Origin of the sequence: Paraburkholderia sp. XV, assembly GCF_020177535.1 — a bacterium.
GTDB classification, from domain to species: domain Bacteria; phylum Pseudomonadota; class Gammaproteobacteria; order Burkholderiales; family Burkholderiaceae; genus Paraburkholderia; species Paraburkholderia caribensis.
In genome coordinates this window covers 76,309-89,473 of the sequence record NZ_JAGUUD010000008.1, presented here as the reverse complement: position 1 = coordinate 89,473, position 13,165 = coordinate 76,309, and the positions used below count along the sequence as shown (strand labels likewise).

Below are 13,165 nucleotides of genomic sequence, written 5' to 3'. Positions count from 1 at the left end.
CTTACATTGCTTCGAGGTGTTGCCTGACGTCCTGGAGGATCGCCGCCGCTGCGTCGGGGTCGTCTGTGATGCGGGCCATCGTGATCGCGCCGATCATTGCCGACAGCGCAAAGACGCCCTCCGACCTTGCCGCCTCGCGTCGCCGCCGTCCGCTTCGTTTTGCCAGGACCTCGACGAGATCGGCAAATCCGCGCGACGCGACCGCGCGAGTCTGTTCGTCCGCACGCGCCAGCTCGCTGCCCGTCGCGGCGAGAGGACAGCCGTCCGCGGGCGCGTCCCGATGCGACGACGACACATACGCGTCAACGATGGCTTTGAAACCTGCTTTGCCTTCGCATCCGCTCGCCGCTGCTTCGAGTTTTCCAATGATCGCCGCCAGTCCCGATTCGCAGGCTTGGGCGACCAGTTGATCTTTCGATTCGAAATGCCGGTAAAACCCGCCGTGCGACAGTCCCGCCTCGGACATCAGATCGGCAAGTCCGGTTGCCTGAATGCCGTCGGTTCTGAATTTCCGGCTGGCGACTTCGACGATCCGCCGACGTGTGTCAGCCGCTTCTTCTCTGGACTTCCGCATGATTTGCTGCACTCCGCGATGCGATGATTTGGATGATAGGCATCATCTAAATAAGAGTCAACGAATCTTTGCTGCAACACTGCGTTTCAGCTTTCGAACGGCGCGTGATCGATCAGGTCGCAGACGTTCGCGCAGTCGAAACCATGTACGTGCCGACGTCCGATATCGACCAGGCCCGTACCGGGCGCCGTGTGGGGCTTCTTCCTGACAACCTCCGCCAGCGCTTCGGCAAAGGCCGCCTTGAAGCCTGCGCGCGGGTACAGCGTCAGCACATCGTCGACGAACGACGGCGTGATTTCATCCAGCCGCAGTCCGAAGACGTCCACATGAGCGCCCATGTAGACCAAGGCGATTTCCGGCTGCTTGCGCTCGGCGATGCCTGCGCTGGAATGCAGCGCGATCGCGTCCCACACGAGTTCGGCCTTTTGTTCCGGGTAGCCGTTCGACGTCAGGAACAGGCTGGCGGCTTCGGCGCTGTCGACCTCGAAGCGCTGGTCGGCGGCGAATGCGCTTGTGAGGCCAAGATCGTGAAGCAGGGATGCAAGGTAGACAGCTTCACGGTCGTATTTCAAACCGCGCGTTCTGCCGAGGAATTCGGCGAACCACCACGTTCGGTGCACATGGTTCAGCAGCGCGCCCGAGTGAACGCGTTCGACGAGCGAGCTTGCCTGACGGGTGAAGCTGGAATCGGGCGCGCTGATTCCTCCGATGGTAACGATGGTGCTCATGTGGCCTCCGCCAATATCGAGTTTGGCTATCGAGTGTATAAACGTGTCGTGTGTCGTATATGACTGTTTTTGGACGATTCGTGCCAAAATGGATGCGACGTGTTCTCACAGGACCTGCAGATGAAGAAAGCATCCCGTCCGCTGTCGGGTTCGACGCAAAGGCGCGTTGTGATACTCGGTTTGCCGCCCGTCGACGCGCTCGACGTAATCGGTCCTGCCGAAGTGTTCGCATCAGCAAACCAGTTGCACGCTGGCGCGCCGGCTCCGTATCTACTGGAACTGGTTTGCGCGGGTCCCGATGTTCATCTGGCAAGCGAAACAGGTATCGGACTCAAGGGCCACCGGACGCTCGAAACAGAGCGTCGCGCAAACCGGCCAATCGACACATTGATCGTGACGACCGGCTTTAATTCGGTCGATCGCTTCGACAAGACAGCCATAGGCTGGATCCGCAAGCGTGCGGGCAGTGCGCGTCGCGTGTGCTCGATTTGCGTCGGCGCATTTGCGCTTGCGGAAGCGGGGCTGCTGGACGGTCGCAGGGCGACGACGCATTGGCGGAGGACGCAGCACCTTGCCGAGCGTTATCCGGACGTGCAGGTCGACCCCGATCCGATCTGGGTCAAGGACGGCAACCTGTACACGTCGGCGGGCGTATCGGCGGGAATCGATCTCGCACTGGCTCTGGTCGGTGAGGACCTGGGCAATGACGCGGCGTTGGAGATCGCCAGAAACCTGGTGCTGTTTCTGCGGCGTCCCGGCGGGCAGGCGCAGTTTAGCGTCGCCCTTCAATCGCAGCGCGTATCGGGCTCGAGCATCGACGATCTGTGCCTGTGGATCAGTGAGCATCTGCACACGGACCTCACGACCGACATGCTGGCGGACCGGGCATCGACGAGCGTGAGAACCCTCATCCGCATGTTCCAGCGTGAATTGAAGACGACGCCCGCGAAGTACGTCGAAGATATGCGGCTCGAAGCCGTTCGGCGGGCGCTCGAACTCGGTGAGCGATCGATAGAAGAGATAGCGCGCCGGTGCGGCTACGGCAGCGGCGAGGTGCTGAGAAAGGCTTTCACGCGGCGGATGGGGGTGAGTCCGAGAGAGTACGCACGACGCTTCACGCCGGATACGAGATTGCCCTGATGCAGTGTCGCCGTCCTGCCTGCAACGGCGACACGGCCGGCGTGACGATTACTGAATCAGCGAAATCTGCAATCACTTCAAATACTGCCACCGCGTGTTCAACGTGGGCGACGGCGAGTTCACTCATGCCCATGCGTCGGCATGAAAATGAGACTCGCCGCCGTCTTCAGGGCCTTACGCGACGGCTGTGCCGCCGGCCCCAGCAGCAGGCGATACATTGAGCGCGTTGCTCGCGAGCTGGAACGCTTCCAGCCGGCCCGTCTCGCCCGCGTGCGCTGGATTGATCTGCGCCGTGATCGCGGTGAACTTGTTCGCGTCGGCGAGTTCGTTGCAGCCGTGCGATTGCCAGTACCACGCGGACACCAGCGCCGCGGTGGCGGGGTCGTTGCGCACGAGGTCCGGATTGCCGGCGAGATCGGCGCCGATCGCCTGACCCGCGCGGGCGAAGTTGTCCTTGAACGTCAACTGGATCAGGCCCGAGCCGCGATACTTCCAGCCGTCGCCCGTCGCGGCGGGGCCATTGCCGTAGCGGCCGCCATAGACGAGGTTGGCGATCTGCTGCTGGCGCTGGGGCGGCACGCGCGCCTCGCCAGGTTGACGCCCAAGGCTCGCGCATTGCGCGGCCGTCAGCGAGCGGAACGTCGCTCGCAGGCCTTCCACCGAGTAATTGAAGTTTTCCGCTACAGGTGGAGGCGGAAAGCGGCCGCTTTCAAACGCGACTTGTGCCAGAAAGGCAGCCCTGCGCGGGGGCGTGTTGATCTGGAAGCGGTCCATCGCGGCTTGCAGGGCGCCGAGCCACAGCGCGGCATTCGCCTGGGTGCTGCCCGTCGCAGCCATGAACGTGATTGAGTCCATGTGGTACTCCATATCGAGAGAGATCGGATCAGGGTTGCACCGCACGCATGGCGCGAATGCGAACGGATGCGACAGGGCCGGTGGAGTGATGAGGCTGTTTTAGTGAAGAGGCCGATGAAGAGCAGGATCGGGCGGGGGGGGCCGGCACGATGCATGGATGCACCGCTGACCATTCCGCGCGCGAGGCGGGTCTTGTCTTGGGTTTTAGCAGGTATTTTCCCGCGCGCCAGCTGGGTAGGGCGGCGAATGTGGTCTTCGACACATTCGCTCGCATCTGATTGCAGGCGATGCACCTTTGAGTCCCGGCGAATGTGCCAGGATGAAATGTTGTATCGCTGAGTAACGAGCAAACCGTTGCACAGAGCAGTTTGTCGTGAGCAATCGAGGAGACGCACCATGTCCACCACGACCTTAGCCGTACCGGTATCGGGCACCTCCCGCAAACCCAGCCCCCTCACCGAAAGCCACCTCACCGGCCCGCGTCGCGCGATCATGCTGAGCGTGGGCCTCCTCGCGATCAACCTCGCGGGCGCGGCATTCATCCATTACGTCGTGAAGGCGGAGGCCGCATCGTTCGAACTCGCCGTCACGCTCGCGGCGTTCACGACGATCATGGTCGGCGCGCCGCTCATCGTCTTTCTGAGCCTGATCTGGTTCACGCGCTATCGCGAGTTTCAAAACAGCCTGAAGGGCAGTGCCCTTTCGGCGTATCTGCAGCGCTTCTGGTCGCAGCGGCTCATCTACGCGCTGGAGGATGCCGGCGCGCTGCCGTGCTCGCCGCCCGAGCCGCGCCCTGCGGCGGGACACTGGCAGCGCGTGGCTGACGAGCGGCTCGACATCTGCGAGCGCCTGTTCGCGCGCGTCTACCACGAGCAGTACGGCCTCGTACCCTTCTTGCCCGCCGTGTTCATCCTGCTGGCCATCGTCTACGCGGCGGCGGGACTGGTCGGCACGAGCTTTTTCGACGTGAGGCCATGCGCGACGAGCGAATCTTCCGGCTGCATCTATGGCATCAGCCAGCGCGTGCTGATGGCGTCGTTCGCGGGCTCGTTCATGTTCGTCGTGAGCGATTCCGTGCTCTCCATTCGCCGCAAGTCGCTCAACGTCGCCGATGTCTACTGGTACGCGCTGCGCCTCTTTCTCGCGATTCCGCTCGCGCTCGTCATCAACAATGCGACGCAGTCCGACGGCGCGCGCGCGGCGATGGCCTTCGCGCTCGGCACCTTTCCCGTCGATGCACTGCTCAAACTGATCCGCCGCTTCGGCTTTCCGCAGATCACCGAAGCGGACAAGACGGAGAATGCGCCCGACCGGCTCATCACGCTCGAAGGCGTGACGTTGCCGATCGTCGCGACCTTCGAGGCGGAAGGCATCAACTCCGTCGAGCAGGTGGCAGCCGTCGACCCCGTGCTGCTGTCGATCCGCACGGGCATGCCGTTTCGCTACATGCTGCGCCTCGGCTCGCAGGCGATCGTGCGGCGCCATTTCGGCGATGCGGCGACGAAGCTGGTGCCCGTCGGGCTGGCGGACGTCGTGCCCGTCTATCTGCTGGTGAAGGCGCTGGATTCGACGGCATCGAAAGATCTGCCGTGCATCGCGCATCCCGACATCGTGTTGAAGGATGCCGCGCAACGGCTCTTTCCCGATACCGCCGACGAACAGCGCATGGCCGTGATCGACATGAAGTTCCGCCAGATTGCCGCGGAGGAATATACGCTGATGCTTGCCCGCATCACGCCGCTTGATCCGTCGCTGTGATTGCGTGTCGTCTGTGTTTCGCGGCAACTACTGGGCTGCAACTACTGGGCGGCAACTACTGCGCGGGGAAGAGCGCTTGCACGCGCGACTTGCGAGGGTGGGCGAGCGGGGCCGCCGCCCGTCTGTCGGACGATGCGGACGTGCGTGCCGCCCACGTCGGCACGATTTGCCGTCATTTGACGGATTCGCAGGTGCGCTGCCATATCGCCTGCGCATTGCGGATCGCAGCCGACCGCAGGCGTTCATCGACGAACGGGTTCTGGCGTGCCGGGCCACGCAGCACGGCTGTCATTTTCGCCTAAGTTTTAGCGCCCAGACTTCGTGCCATGTGCGTGATCCTTGAAACGCACCGCCTACTTCCAGAGGACGACGATGAAACACCCATTGGTCACGGGTTTGATAGCAATAAGCATGAGCGTTCTGATCGCCGGATGTGCCTCGCCCGTCGAACGCGCTAACGAGAAAAACGACCTGCTGTCGGCGGCGGGCTTCCATATCGTCCCCGTGACGACGGACGCGCAGCGCTTGCAACTGCAGACCTTGCCGCCCAATCGCGTCGTGCAGAAGTTCAAGGACGGCAAGCCGGTCTTTCTCTACGCCGACCCATACGTGTGCGGCTGCCTGTATGTCGGCGACGAAACGGCGTGGGACAACTACAAGCGCGAACAGCTCCAGCAACAGTTCATCGATCAGGAACGGATGAATGCGGAGATGAATGAGAATGCGGCGTGGAACTGGAGCATGTGGCGTCCGGGTCCCGGGCCGGGCTGGTGGTATTGACTGGCCGGCTGCGTCGGGCCTGCGTCAGCGGCGGCGACCTTGCCGCCTGCCTCCAGCGCCCGTTCAGTCAGAACGGGGCTGTGCACAAGACTGCCGCACGATCAAGGTCGCCTCACACTCGATGCTCCGCGTATCGCTCTCGCCATTGAGTTGTGCGATCAGCAGTTCCGCCGTGCGCCTGCCGATCTCCGCACTCGGAACGCGCACGGTCGTGATCGGAATCGGCAGTTCGGCCATCACTTCAAAGTCGTCGAAGCCGATCAGGCTGAGATGGCCAGGCACATCGTAGCCGGCCGCCATTGCTTCCAGCATCGCACCCGTGGCGAACGATCCGTTGCCGCATACGATCGCTGTCGGCGCTTCGATCGGCGCGGCCATGATCTGCCTGAACAGCCGCCGTCCTTCCTGAACGCCCCAGAAACCTTCGGCCATATGCGCGGGATGAATCGCGATGCCGTGCTCGGCCAGCGCCACGCGCACGCCTTCGCGACGCGCGGCGGCGCGGTCATTGGTGTCGGCGTTTTGCGCGATCATCGCGATGCGCCGATGGCCGAGGCCAAGCAGATAGTTCGTCGCGTCGTAAAACGCGCGATAGTTGTCCACGCCGACGCAGATCGAGCGTTGCTTCGCGGCGAAAGTGAAGGTGCTGACGCACGGCACGTTGCGCTGGTTGAGCAGCGCATAGAGATCGGGGTGGTGGCCTTCTCCGACTACTGCGATCGCGTCGACACCGCGCTCCAGCATCTTGCGAACCTGCCGGTATTCGCGCTGCAGGTCGTATTCCGAGCAGCCGAGCAGCAACGTATAGCCCTTTTCTTCCAGTTCGTCCTGCAGGACCTGAATGGCCGTGGCGAAATGCTCGTTGGCAAGGGTTGGCACGACGGCGCCGATCGTGCCCGTTCGCTGCGTCGCGAGTGCGCGCGCGGCGGCATGCGGCACCCAGCCGAGATGATCGATGGCGATCTGTATCCGCTCGCGCACGCTCGGCGACACGATCTCCGGCGAGTTGATGAAGCGTGACACCGTGGCCTTCGACACGCACGCCAGTTCCGCGACTTCACGCAGCGTTGCAGCGCCCGGCCGGACCGAAACGGATGGCTCGGCGGGCGGGTCGTGTCGAGTGGGGCGCGCAGCCTTTGCCATATGGTTTGCCTTGGCGTTTGCCTTAGAGTTTTCCGCTGCAATTATAACGGCGGCTTCCTTGGGCAAACGCATCGGCGCGGCCGCGCGCACCGCACGTCGCGCTTACTTCGATGAAAGCTTCTTTGCCCACTTCATGATGTGACGCCCCGCCGCGACGACTTCGCCGCGCTGGTTCACGACCTCCATGTCCGCGGTGCTGCGGCGCTTCTCCTCGTCGATCTCGGCGACCCGGTAGATCACCGTGACCGTATCGCCCAACAGCACGGGACGAATGAAACGGATGCGGTCGTATCCCGCCGATACCGGGAATTCCTCGAGATCGTTGCGATGGATCACATGCGCAATGCTGATCGTCGACGCCGTCGACATGTAGCCGACCAGCAGCGCGCCATGCGCGATGCGCGTGCCGATCGACGACTTCTCCTGCATGTACTGCTCGTTGATGTGGGTGTCGCTGAAGTCGCCCGTCAGCCCCGCGAACAGCGTCACATCGGTTTCGCCCACCGTTTTGGCGAACCTGAATTCCTGTCCGATCTCCACGCCCTTGATAGCCATGCTCAAAGCTCCTGAAAAGTGGCGGTCTTGCCGTTCACGCCGTTTCGTCAACGCTTTCGACCTTTCGTGAAACCGGTTGCAAAGAAGCCGGTTTCGGTTAATGTACTTCAAATACTAGGCGCGTGTATCGTGCTTAATGGTTTTCCCTGGAGATTATCGAAACCGCTTTTCACCATCTATGCAACCGGTTACATTGAATTGGCCGGCGACGTGGATTCAGTCCGCGTCGTGCCGGCCGGATCAACTCAACAAGCGGGACACGCAACATGCACATCATTTCAACGACCGAAGCGGCGTCGCTGGTGCGCGACGAAGACGCTGTTCTCATCAGCGGCTCGGGCGGCGGGCATTCGGTGCCCGAAGCCTTGCTTGCGGCAGTGGAGGCACGCTTCATGAGCGCGGGCGCGCCGCGCAATCTGACGTCGATCAGCGTGGTCGGCGTGGGCGATCGCGCGGCGCTGGGCGCGAGCCACCTCGCGCATGAAGGGCTGCTGCGTCGGGCGATCACGAGCGCGCTGGTCGATTCGCCCGGGCTCGTCACGCTTGCCGCCGCCGACAAGATCGAGGCCTACACGTTTCCGCAAGGTGTGCTGTCGCAATTGATGCGCGACATGGCAGGCGGCCGGCCTGGCCTGATCACGAAAACAGGACTGCACACCTTCGTCGATCCGCGTCAGCAAGGCGCGCGGCAAAGCCCGTGCACGCCCGCGGAGTTCGTCGAACTGATCGAACTCGACGGCGAAGAATGGCTGCGCTTCAAGCCTGTGCCGATCGACGTCGCATTCCTGCGCGGCACCACGGCCGATGAAGACGGCAACATCACGATGGAGCAGGAGGCCGTGCTCGGCGAAATGCTGGCGATGGCGCAAGCGACGCGCCGCGCAGGCGGCATCGTGGTCGTTCAGGTCAAACGGATGGCGACGCGCAACACACTGCCGCCCAAGCAGGTGAAGATTCCCGGCATTCTCGTCGACTTCGTGGTCGTCGTGCCCGACCAGCGGCAGACCTATGCGACGGATTACGACCCGAGCTACGCGGGCGAATTGCGCGTGCCGCTATCGGAAATCAAGCCGTTGCCGTTCGGGCCGCGCAAGGTCATCGTGCGGCGCGCCGCGCTCGAACTGTATCCGGGCGCCGTGTGCAATCTCGGTGCGGGTGTTTCGACGGGGTTGTCGACGGTTGCTGCCGAAGAGGGGTTGCTCGACAAGGTGATCCTGACCAACGAACAGGGTCTGATAGGCGGCGCGCCGATTACGGGCCGCGATTCGGGCGGCGCGCAGAACTTCGCCGCGATGATCGAACAGCCGTCGCAGTTCGACTTCTACGACGGCGGCGGCCTCGATCTCGCGTTCCTTTCGTTTGCCGAAGTCGACGCGCAAGGCAACGTGAATATCAGCCGCTTCGGCGACAAGATCATCGGCGTGGGTGGCTTCATCAACATCAGCCAGAACGCGAAGTGCGTGATCTTCGGTGGCACATTGACGGCGGGCGGTCTCGATATCGGATGGGAAGCGGGGCGGACGGTCATACGCGAAGAAGGCCGTCACAAGAAATTCGTGCGCAAGCTCGAACAGGTTTGCTACAACGCAGCGTTTGCGCGCGAGCGCGGACAGACCGCGCTGTATGTCACCGAGCGCGCCGTGTTCCGGATCGGTGCGCGAGGGCTCGAACTGATCGAAGTGGCGCCGGGCGTCGATGTCGAACGCGACATCTTCGCGCAGATGGAGTTTCGGCCGCAGGTGTCGCCGGATCTCAGGACCATGGACGCGCGCCTGTTCCAACCCGGCCGGCTCGGCATTCACGACGAAGTGGTGGCGCGCGAACGTCGCTTCCGTTCGGCGCGCATCGCACAGTGGCTCGCGGAGGCACAGCGATGAACATCGACGGCGCCACCCGGCTGTACGCGATCATTGGCGACCCTGTCGCGCAAGTGCGCTCGCCATCGGTCTACACGGCGCACTTCGCGCGCCACGACATGCCTGCCGTGATGTTCGCGGCGCAAGCCAGCCGTGATTCGTTCGATACAGCGATGCGCGGCCTGATGTCGCTCGGCAATCTCGACGGCTTGCTGATCACGTCGCCGCACAAGGCCGTCGCGCTCGCGTTCGCCGACCGTCTGTCGACACGGGCGCAAATCGTCGGCGCGATCAATGCGTTGCGTCGCGAGCCTGACGGAAGCTGGACGGGCGACATGTTCGACGGCGTCGGCTTCGTGAGCGCGGCGCAGAAAGTCATGCCCGTCGAGGCAAAGCGCGTATTGCTGTTCGGCTGCGGCGGCGCGGGCGCCGCGATTGCCGCCGAACTGGCGGCGCATGGCGTCCACGCGATTTCGCTCGTCGATCCCGATGCGAACCGGGCCAGGACCTTGCGCGATGCGTTGGCCGGACATTTTCGCGATTGCGATGTGAGCGTCGGCAGTGCTGGTGCGAAGTACGACATCGTCGTCAACGCTTCCATCGTCGGGATGAAAGATGATGACGGCTTGCCCGGCGATCCCGGCGCGATTGACGCGGGAACGCTGGTGGGCGACGTCGTGCTGAGATCGCCCGCCACGCCGACTATGCTCGTGGGCCTCGCGCGGGAACGCGGCGCTCATGTGGTCACGGGCCAGGACATGCACGGCGGCCAGGTCGACGCGATCCTCGCATTCTTCAACAAAGGAGCCCGATGATGTCCCTGCTCGGCAAGGCCGCTGTGCTGATCTGGAACGACGTGATCGAGACGGAGCGCGACGCGTTCTACCGTTGGCACGACAAGGAGCACATACCCGAGCGTCTCGCGCTGCCGGGTTTCCTGCGCGGCCGCCGTTATCGCGGCAGCGGCGTGACGGAATGGCTGACGCTGTACGAAGCCGACGACGTCGCCGTGCTGACGAGCCCGGCGTATCTGGCGCGGCTGAACGATCCGACGCCGCTGACGCAAAGCACCGTGCGGGCGTTCCGTAATACGGCGCGTTCGATCTGCGTCGTCGAGAAGACGACGGGCGCGAGCACGGGCGGCCACGCGCTGACCTTGCCGCTGCCAGCCGGCTTCGACGCCCGTCATCTGTTCGAAGGCGACGCGCCCGCCGTCACGGCCGACACGTGCGTGCTGGCCGCGCATCTGTTCGTCGCCGACGAAGCGGCCAGCCATCTCGACACGCGCGAAGCGCGAGAACGGGCCTACGTGGTGCCGCCACGCGTGCTGTTCGTCGAAACCTCGACGCTCGAAGCGGCACGCCGGCAACTGGCCCGTCTGCTGGCAGGCATCGACACGGCGCAACGCGATGAAGCGGCGGCAGGCGCGGGCGTTTTCACGCTCGAGATCAGCCGTCTCGCCACACTCAATCACTGATGTCAGGAAACACGATGAAGCTACTCAGATACGGACCCGAAGGACACGAGAAACCCGGACTGCTCGACGAACAGGGCGCGATTCGCGATGCGTCGTCGCTATGCGCCGATTACACGCCCGCATTCTTCGCGGACGGCGGAATCGAAACATTGCGCGGCGCGGACCTGGCTCGCCTGCCTGTGGTCGAAGGCAGACCGCGCCTCGGTTCGTGCATCGCGCAGCCAGGCAACTTCGTCGCCATCGGGCTCAACTACGTGCAACACGCTATCGAGACCAACGCGCCGATTCCCGCTGAGCCGATCATCTTCAACAAGGCGCCGTCGTGCCTCTCCGGCCCGAACGATCCTGTCATCCTGCCGCGTGGCTCGACCAAGTGCGATTGGGAAGTGGAGATCGCGCTGGTGATCGGACGGCGCGCGCTGTATGTGCCGGAAGAGACCGCACTCGACTACGTGGCTGGCTATTGCGTCTGCAACGACGTGTCCGAGCGCGAGATGCAACTCGAACATGGCGGGCAATGGGTCAAGGGCAAGATGTTCCCGACCTTCGGCCCGCTCGGTCCGTGGCTCGTGACGCCCGACGAAATCGACGACGTGCAGAATCTCGGCTTGTGGCTCGAACTCAACGGCAAGCGCATCCAGGACTCGTCGACATCGGACATGATCTTCCGCCTTGCGACGATCGTGTCGTACGTCAGCCGTCATGTGTTGCTGCAACCCGGCGACGTGATTACGACGGGCACGCCGCCCGGCGTTGGCCTCGGCATGAAGCCGGAGCGTTTCCTCAAACCGGGCGACGTGATGGAACTCGGTGTGCAAGGGCTCGGCACGCAGAAGCAGACCGTGCTCGCATTCGAAGATTCGGCGCTCGCTTGACGCGCTGACACGTGCCGGGCATTCGCCTCGTGTGGATGACCCGGCCCGGCATCCAATCCAATCCAAGAGACAGGAGACACGGTATGGACAACCGGTCAGGAGGAGGCGTGATGAAAGCCACCGATGCAGCCGCGAACGTTTCGGCCACGAAGGCGTTGCCCTGGTACAGGGATATTTCCTGGCCGCAATGGCGTGTTCTGATCGCCGCGTGGGGCGTGTGGGTGATGGACGCGGTCGACTTTCTCGCGATCACGTTCGTGCTGAACGACATCGCGAAGCATTTCGATGTGCCGCTCAGCACGGCCTCGCTGCTGCTGTTTGCGACGTATGGCGTGCGCTGGATAGGCGGCTTGATGTTCGGCAGCCTGAGCGACCGTATCGGCCGCAAGATTCCATTGGTGATCACGTTGGCATGGTTCACGGCGGGCGCCGTGCTAACGGGGGTGTCGTGGAGTTTCGCATCGCTTGCCGTGTTCCGTCTGCTGCTCGGCTTTGGCATGGCGCCGGGCTTCTCGCTCGGCGCGACGATGGTCGCCGAATCGTGGCCCGAAAAGCACAGGGCGATCGGCATCGGCATTCTCGATACCGGTTGGGGGCTGGGCGCGATCGGCGCGGCGATTGCCTACGATCTCGTCTACCCGCACTTCGGATGGCGCGGCATGTTCTTTGTCGGCGTTATCCCGGCGATCCTGCTCGGCGTGTTCATTCTGCTGTGCGTGCCGGAATCGCAGGCGTTCAGGGCAAGCGGCAGGAAACTGCGCACGCCGTTGCGCGACAATCCCGCCGTCGTGCTGTTCAGGCTCTATCCGCGCCGCGTCGGCTATCTCGCGTTGCTGATGCTCGTGTTGTGCTTCGGATCGTGGCCGTTTCAGGGGCTCTTTCCTACCTATCTGAAGTCGCTTTCATTCGAGCCTTTGACGATCACCTGGCTCACGATGACGTCGGCGGTCGGACAGGTCTTTGGTTTTTTTGCGTCCGGTTTCATCGCGGAACGGCTCGGGCGGCGAGCGGGCATCAGTGCGATGCTAGGCGCGGGGGCGGTGTGCGTGGTGGCGCTGGTGTATAGCGTCAACCAGTTTCTGCTTGCCGAATGCTTTGCGTTCCTGAGCGGCTTTTTCCTGGTGGGATCGTCGGGCATCTGGGGGACGATACTGACGGAGAATCTGCCGCGCGACGTGCGTGCGTCGGGAGTGGGTTTCCTCTATAACATCGGCGTCGTAGGCGGCGGGATTGCACCGTACATCGTCCTGTCGACGGTCAAGGCGGCCAGTATGACGATCGCGCTGGGTATCGCGGTCTTTACCATCGGCGCGGCGCTGGCGGCGATCGTCATTCTTCGGTCGGTGCGCGAAACGAAGGGCATGCAGTTGAGCGAAATCGACGCCGGCGGGCACTAGCCTGGCCGGGAGGCTGCGGCGAACCCG

The 13,165-nt window shown here is 63.4% G+C and carries 13 protein-coding genes; 8 read left to right on the top strand and 5 right to left on the bottom strand.

What is annotated here, in order from left to right:
* Position 1 precedes the first annotated feature (1 nt).
* Complete coding sequence (locus KFO72_RS06900; protein WP_225031717.1) at positions 2-574, bottom strand: TetR/AcrR family transcriptional regulator; 573 nt, start codon at positions 572-574, stop codon at positions 2-4.
* Positions 575-660: 86 nt separating this feature from the next.
* Positions 661-1,302: an HD domain-containing protein gene (locus tag KFO72_RS06895; protein WP_225031716.1), complete on the bottom strand. Its 642-nt coding sequence runs from the start codon at positions 1,300-1,302 to the stop codon at positions 661-663.
* 120 nt (positions 1,303-1,422) lie between these two features.
* On the opposite strand from KFO72_RS06895, the gene KFO72_RS06890 reads away from it, so the two are divergent.
* A complete protein-coding gene (locus KFO72_RS06890) occupies positions 1,423-2,442 on the top strand; it encodes a GlxA family transcriptional regulator (protein ID WP_225031715.1) in 1,020 nt (339 codons plus the stop codon).
* A 174-nt stretch (positions 2,443-2,616) separates the two neighbouring features.
* Here KFO72_RS06890 and KFO72_RS06885 read toward each other — a convergent pair whose 3' ends face one another.
* On the bottom strand, positions 2,617-3,297 hold the full coding sequence (locus KFO72_RS06885; protein ID WP_176053552.1) for a glycoside hydrolase family 19 protein: 681 nt from the start codon (positions 3,295-3,297) through the stop codon (positions 2,617-2,619).
* A 396-nt stretch (positions 3,298-3,693) separates the two neighbouring features.
* On the opposite strand from KFO72_RS06885, the gene KFO72_RS06880 reads away from it, so the two are divergent.
* Positions 3,694-5,055, top strand: coding sequence for a hypothetical protein (locus tag KFO72_RS06880; RefSeq protein ID WP_107201037.1), 1,362 nt, complete (start codon positions 3,694-3,696; stop codon positions 5,053-5,055).
* A 411-nt stretch (positions 5,056-5,466) separates the two neighbouring features.
* Entirely contained in the window at positions 5,467-5,835 is a 369-nt protein-coding gene (locus tag KFO72_RS06875) for a hypothetical protein (RefSeq protein WP_224100789.1), read from the top strand.
* A gap of 63 nt (positions 5,836-5,898) precedes the next feature.
* Here the strand turns inward: KFO72_RS06875 and KFO72_RS06870 are convergent, their stop codons facing one another.
* Positions 5,899-6,978, bottom strand: a complete 1,080-nt coding sequence (locus tag KFO72_RS06870) for a LacI family DNA-binding transcriptional regulator (protein ID WP_062918912.1) — start codon at positions 6,976-6,978, stop codon at positions 5,899-5,901.
* 102 nt (positions 6,979-7,080) lie between these two features.
* Entirely contained in the window at positions 7,081-7,533 is a 453-nt protein-coding gene (locus KFO72_RS06865) for a MaoC family dehydratase (protein WP_035993333.1), read from the bottom strand.
* A 266-nt stretch (positions 7,534-7,799) separates the two neighbouring features.
* Between KFO72_RS06865 and KFO72_RS06860 the strand changes: the two genes are divergently transcribed.
* The 5 genes from KFO72_RS06860 (at position 7,800) to KFO72_RS06840 (ending at position 13,138) form a co-directional block, all read left to right on the top strand.
* A complete protein-coding gene (locus tag KFO72_RS06860; RefSeq protein WP_225031714.1) occupies positions 7,800-9,410 on the top strand; it encodes an acyl CoA:acetate/3-ketoacid CoA transferase in 1,611 nt (536 codons plus the stop codon).
* Complete coding sequence (locus tag KFO72_RS06855) at positions 9,407-10,204, top strand: shikimate dehydrogenase family protein (protein WP_225031713.1); 798 nt, start codon at positions 9,407-9,409, stop codon at positions 10,202-10,204. The genes KFO72_RS06860 and KFO72_RS06855 overlap by 4 nt, the downstream gene beginning before the upstream one ends.
* Positions 10,201-10,866 carry a hypothetical protein gene (locus KFO72_RS06850; protein ID WP_224100786.1) on the top strand — a complete coding sequence of 222 codons (666 nt, stop codon included), beginning with the start codon at positions 10,201-10,203 and terminating at the stop codon, positions 10,864-10,866. The genes KFO72_RS06855 and KFO72_RS06850 overlap by 4 nt, the downstream gene beginning before the upstream one ends.
* Before the next feature lie 14 nt (positions 10,867-10,880).
* On the top strand, positions 10,881-11,741 hold the full coding sequence (locus tag KFO72_RS06845; RefSeq protein WP_107201106.1) for a fumarylacetoacetate hydrolase family protein: 861 nt from the start codon (positions 10,881-10,883) through the stop codon (positions 11,739-11,741).
* Between the two features lie 110 nt (positions 11,742-11,851).
* Positions 11,852-13,138 (top strand): MFS transporter, encoded by a 1,287-nt coding sequence (locus KFO72_RS06840; RefSeq protein WP_054931037.1) that lies wholly within the window; start codon positions 11,852-11,854, stop codon positions 13,136-13,138.
* Positions 13,139-13,165 lie beyond the last annotated feature (27 nt).

Bases quoted from the DNA above. Each gene is read 5' to 3' on its own strand.
- KFO72_RS06845 (WP_107201106.1), top strand. From the start codon at position 10,881: ATGAAGCTACTCAGATACGGACCCGAAGGACACGAGAAACCCGGACTG.
- KFO72_RS06890 (WP_225031715.1), top strand. From the start codon at position 1,423: ATGAAGAAAGCATCCCGTCCGCTGTCGGGTTCGACGCAAAGGCGCGTT.
- KFO72_RS06865 (WP_035993333.1), bottom strand. From the start codon at position 7,533: ATGGCTATCAAGGGCGTGGAGATCGGACAGGAATTCAGGTTCGCCAAA.
- KFO72_RS06875 (WP_224100789.1), top strand. From the start codon at position 5,467: ATGAGCGTTCTGATCGCCGGATGTGCCTCGCCCGTCGAACGCGCTAAC.
- KFO72_RS06870 (WP_062918912.1), bottom strand. From the start codon at position 6,978: ATGGCAAAGGCTGCGCGCCCCACTCGACACGACCCGCCCGCCGAGCCA.
- KFO72_RS06860 (WP_225031714.1), top strand. From the start codon at position 7,800: ATGCACATCATTTCAACGACCGAAGCGGCGTCGCTGGTGCGCGACGAA.
- KFO72_RS06855 (WP_225031713.1), top strand. From the start codon at position 9,407: ATGAACATCGACGGCGCCACCCGGCTGTACGCGATCATTGGCGACCCT.
- KFO72_RS06840 (WP_054931037.1), top strand. From the start codon at position 11,852: ATGAAAGCCACCGATGCAGCCGCGAACGTTTCGGCCACGAAGGCGTTG.
- KFO72_RS06850 (WP_224100786.1), top strand. From the start codon at position 10,201: ATGATGTCCCTGCTCGGCAAGGCCGCTGTGCTGATCTGGAACGACGTG.
- KFO72_RS06895 (WP_225031716.1), bottom strand. From the start codon at position 1,302: ATGAGCACCATCGTTACCATCGGAGGAATCAGCGCGCCCGATTCCAGC.
- KFO72_RS06880 (WP_107201037.1), top strand. From the start codon at position 3,694: ATGTCCACCACGACCTTAGCCGTACCGGTATCGGGCACCTCCCGCAAA.
- KFO72_RS06900 (WP_225031717.1), bottom strand. From the start codon at position 574: ATGCGGAAGTCCAGAGAAGAAGCGGCTGACACACGTCGGCGGATCGTC.
- KFO72_RS06885 (WP_176053552.1), bottom strand. From the start codon at position 3,297: ATGGACTCAATCACGTTCATGGCTGCGACGGGCAGCACCCAGGCGAAT.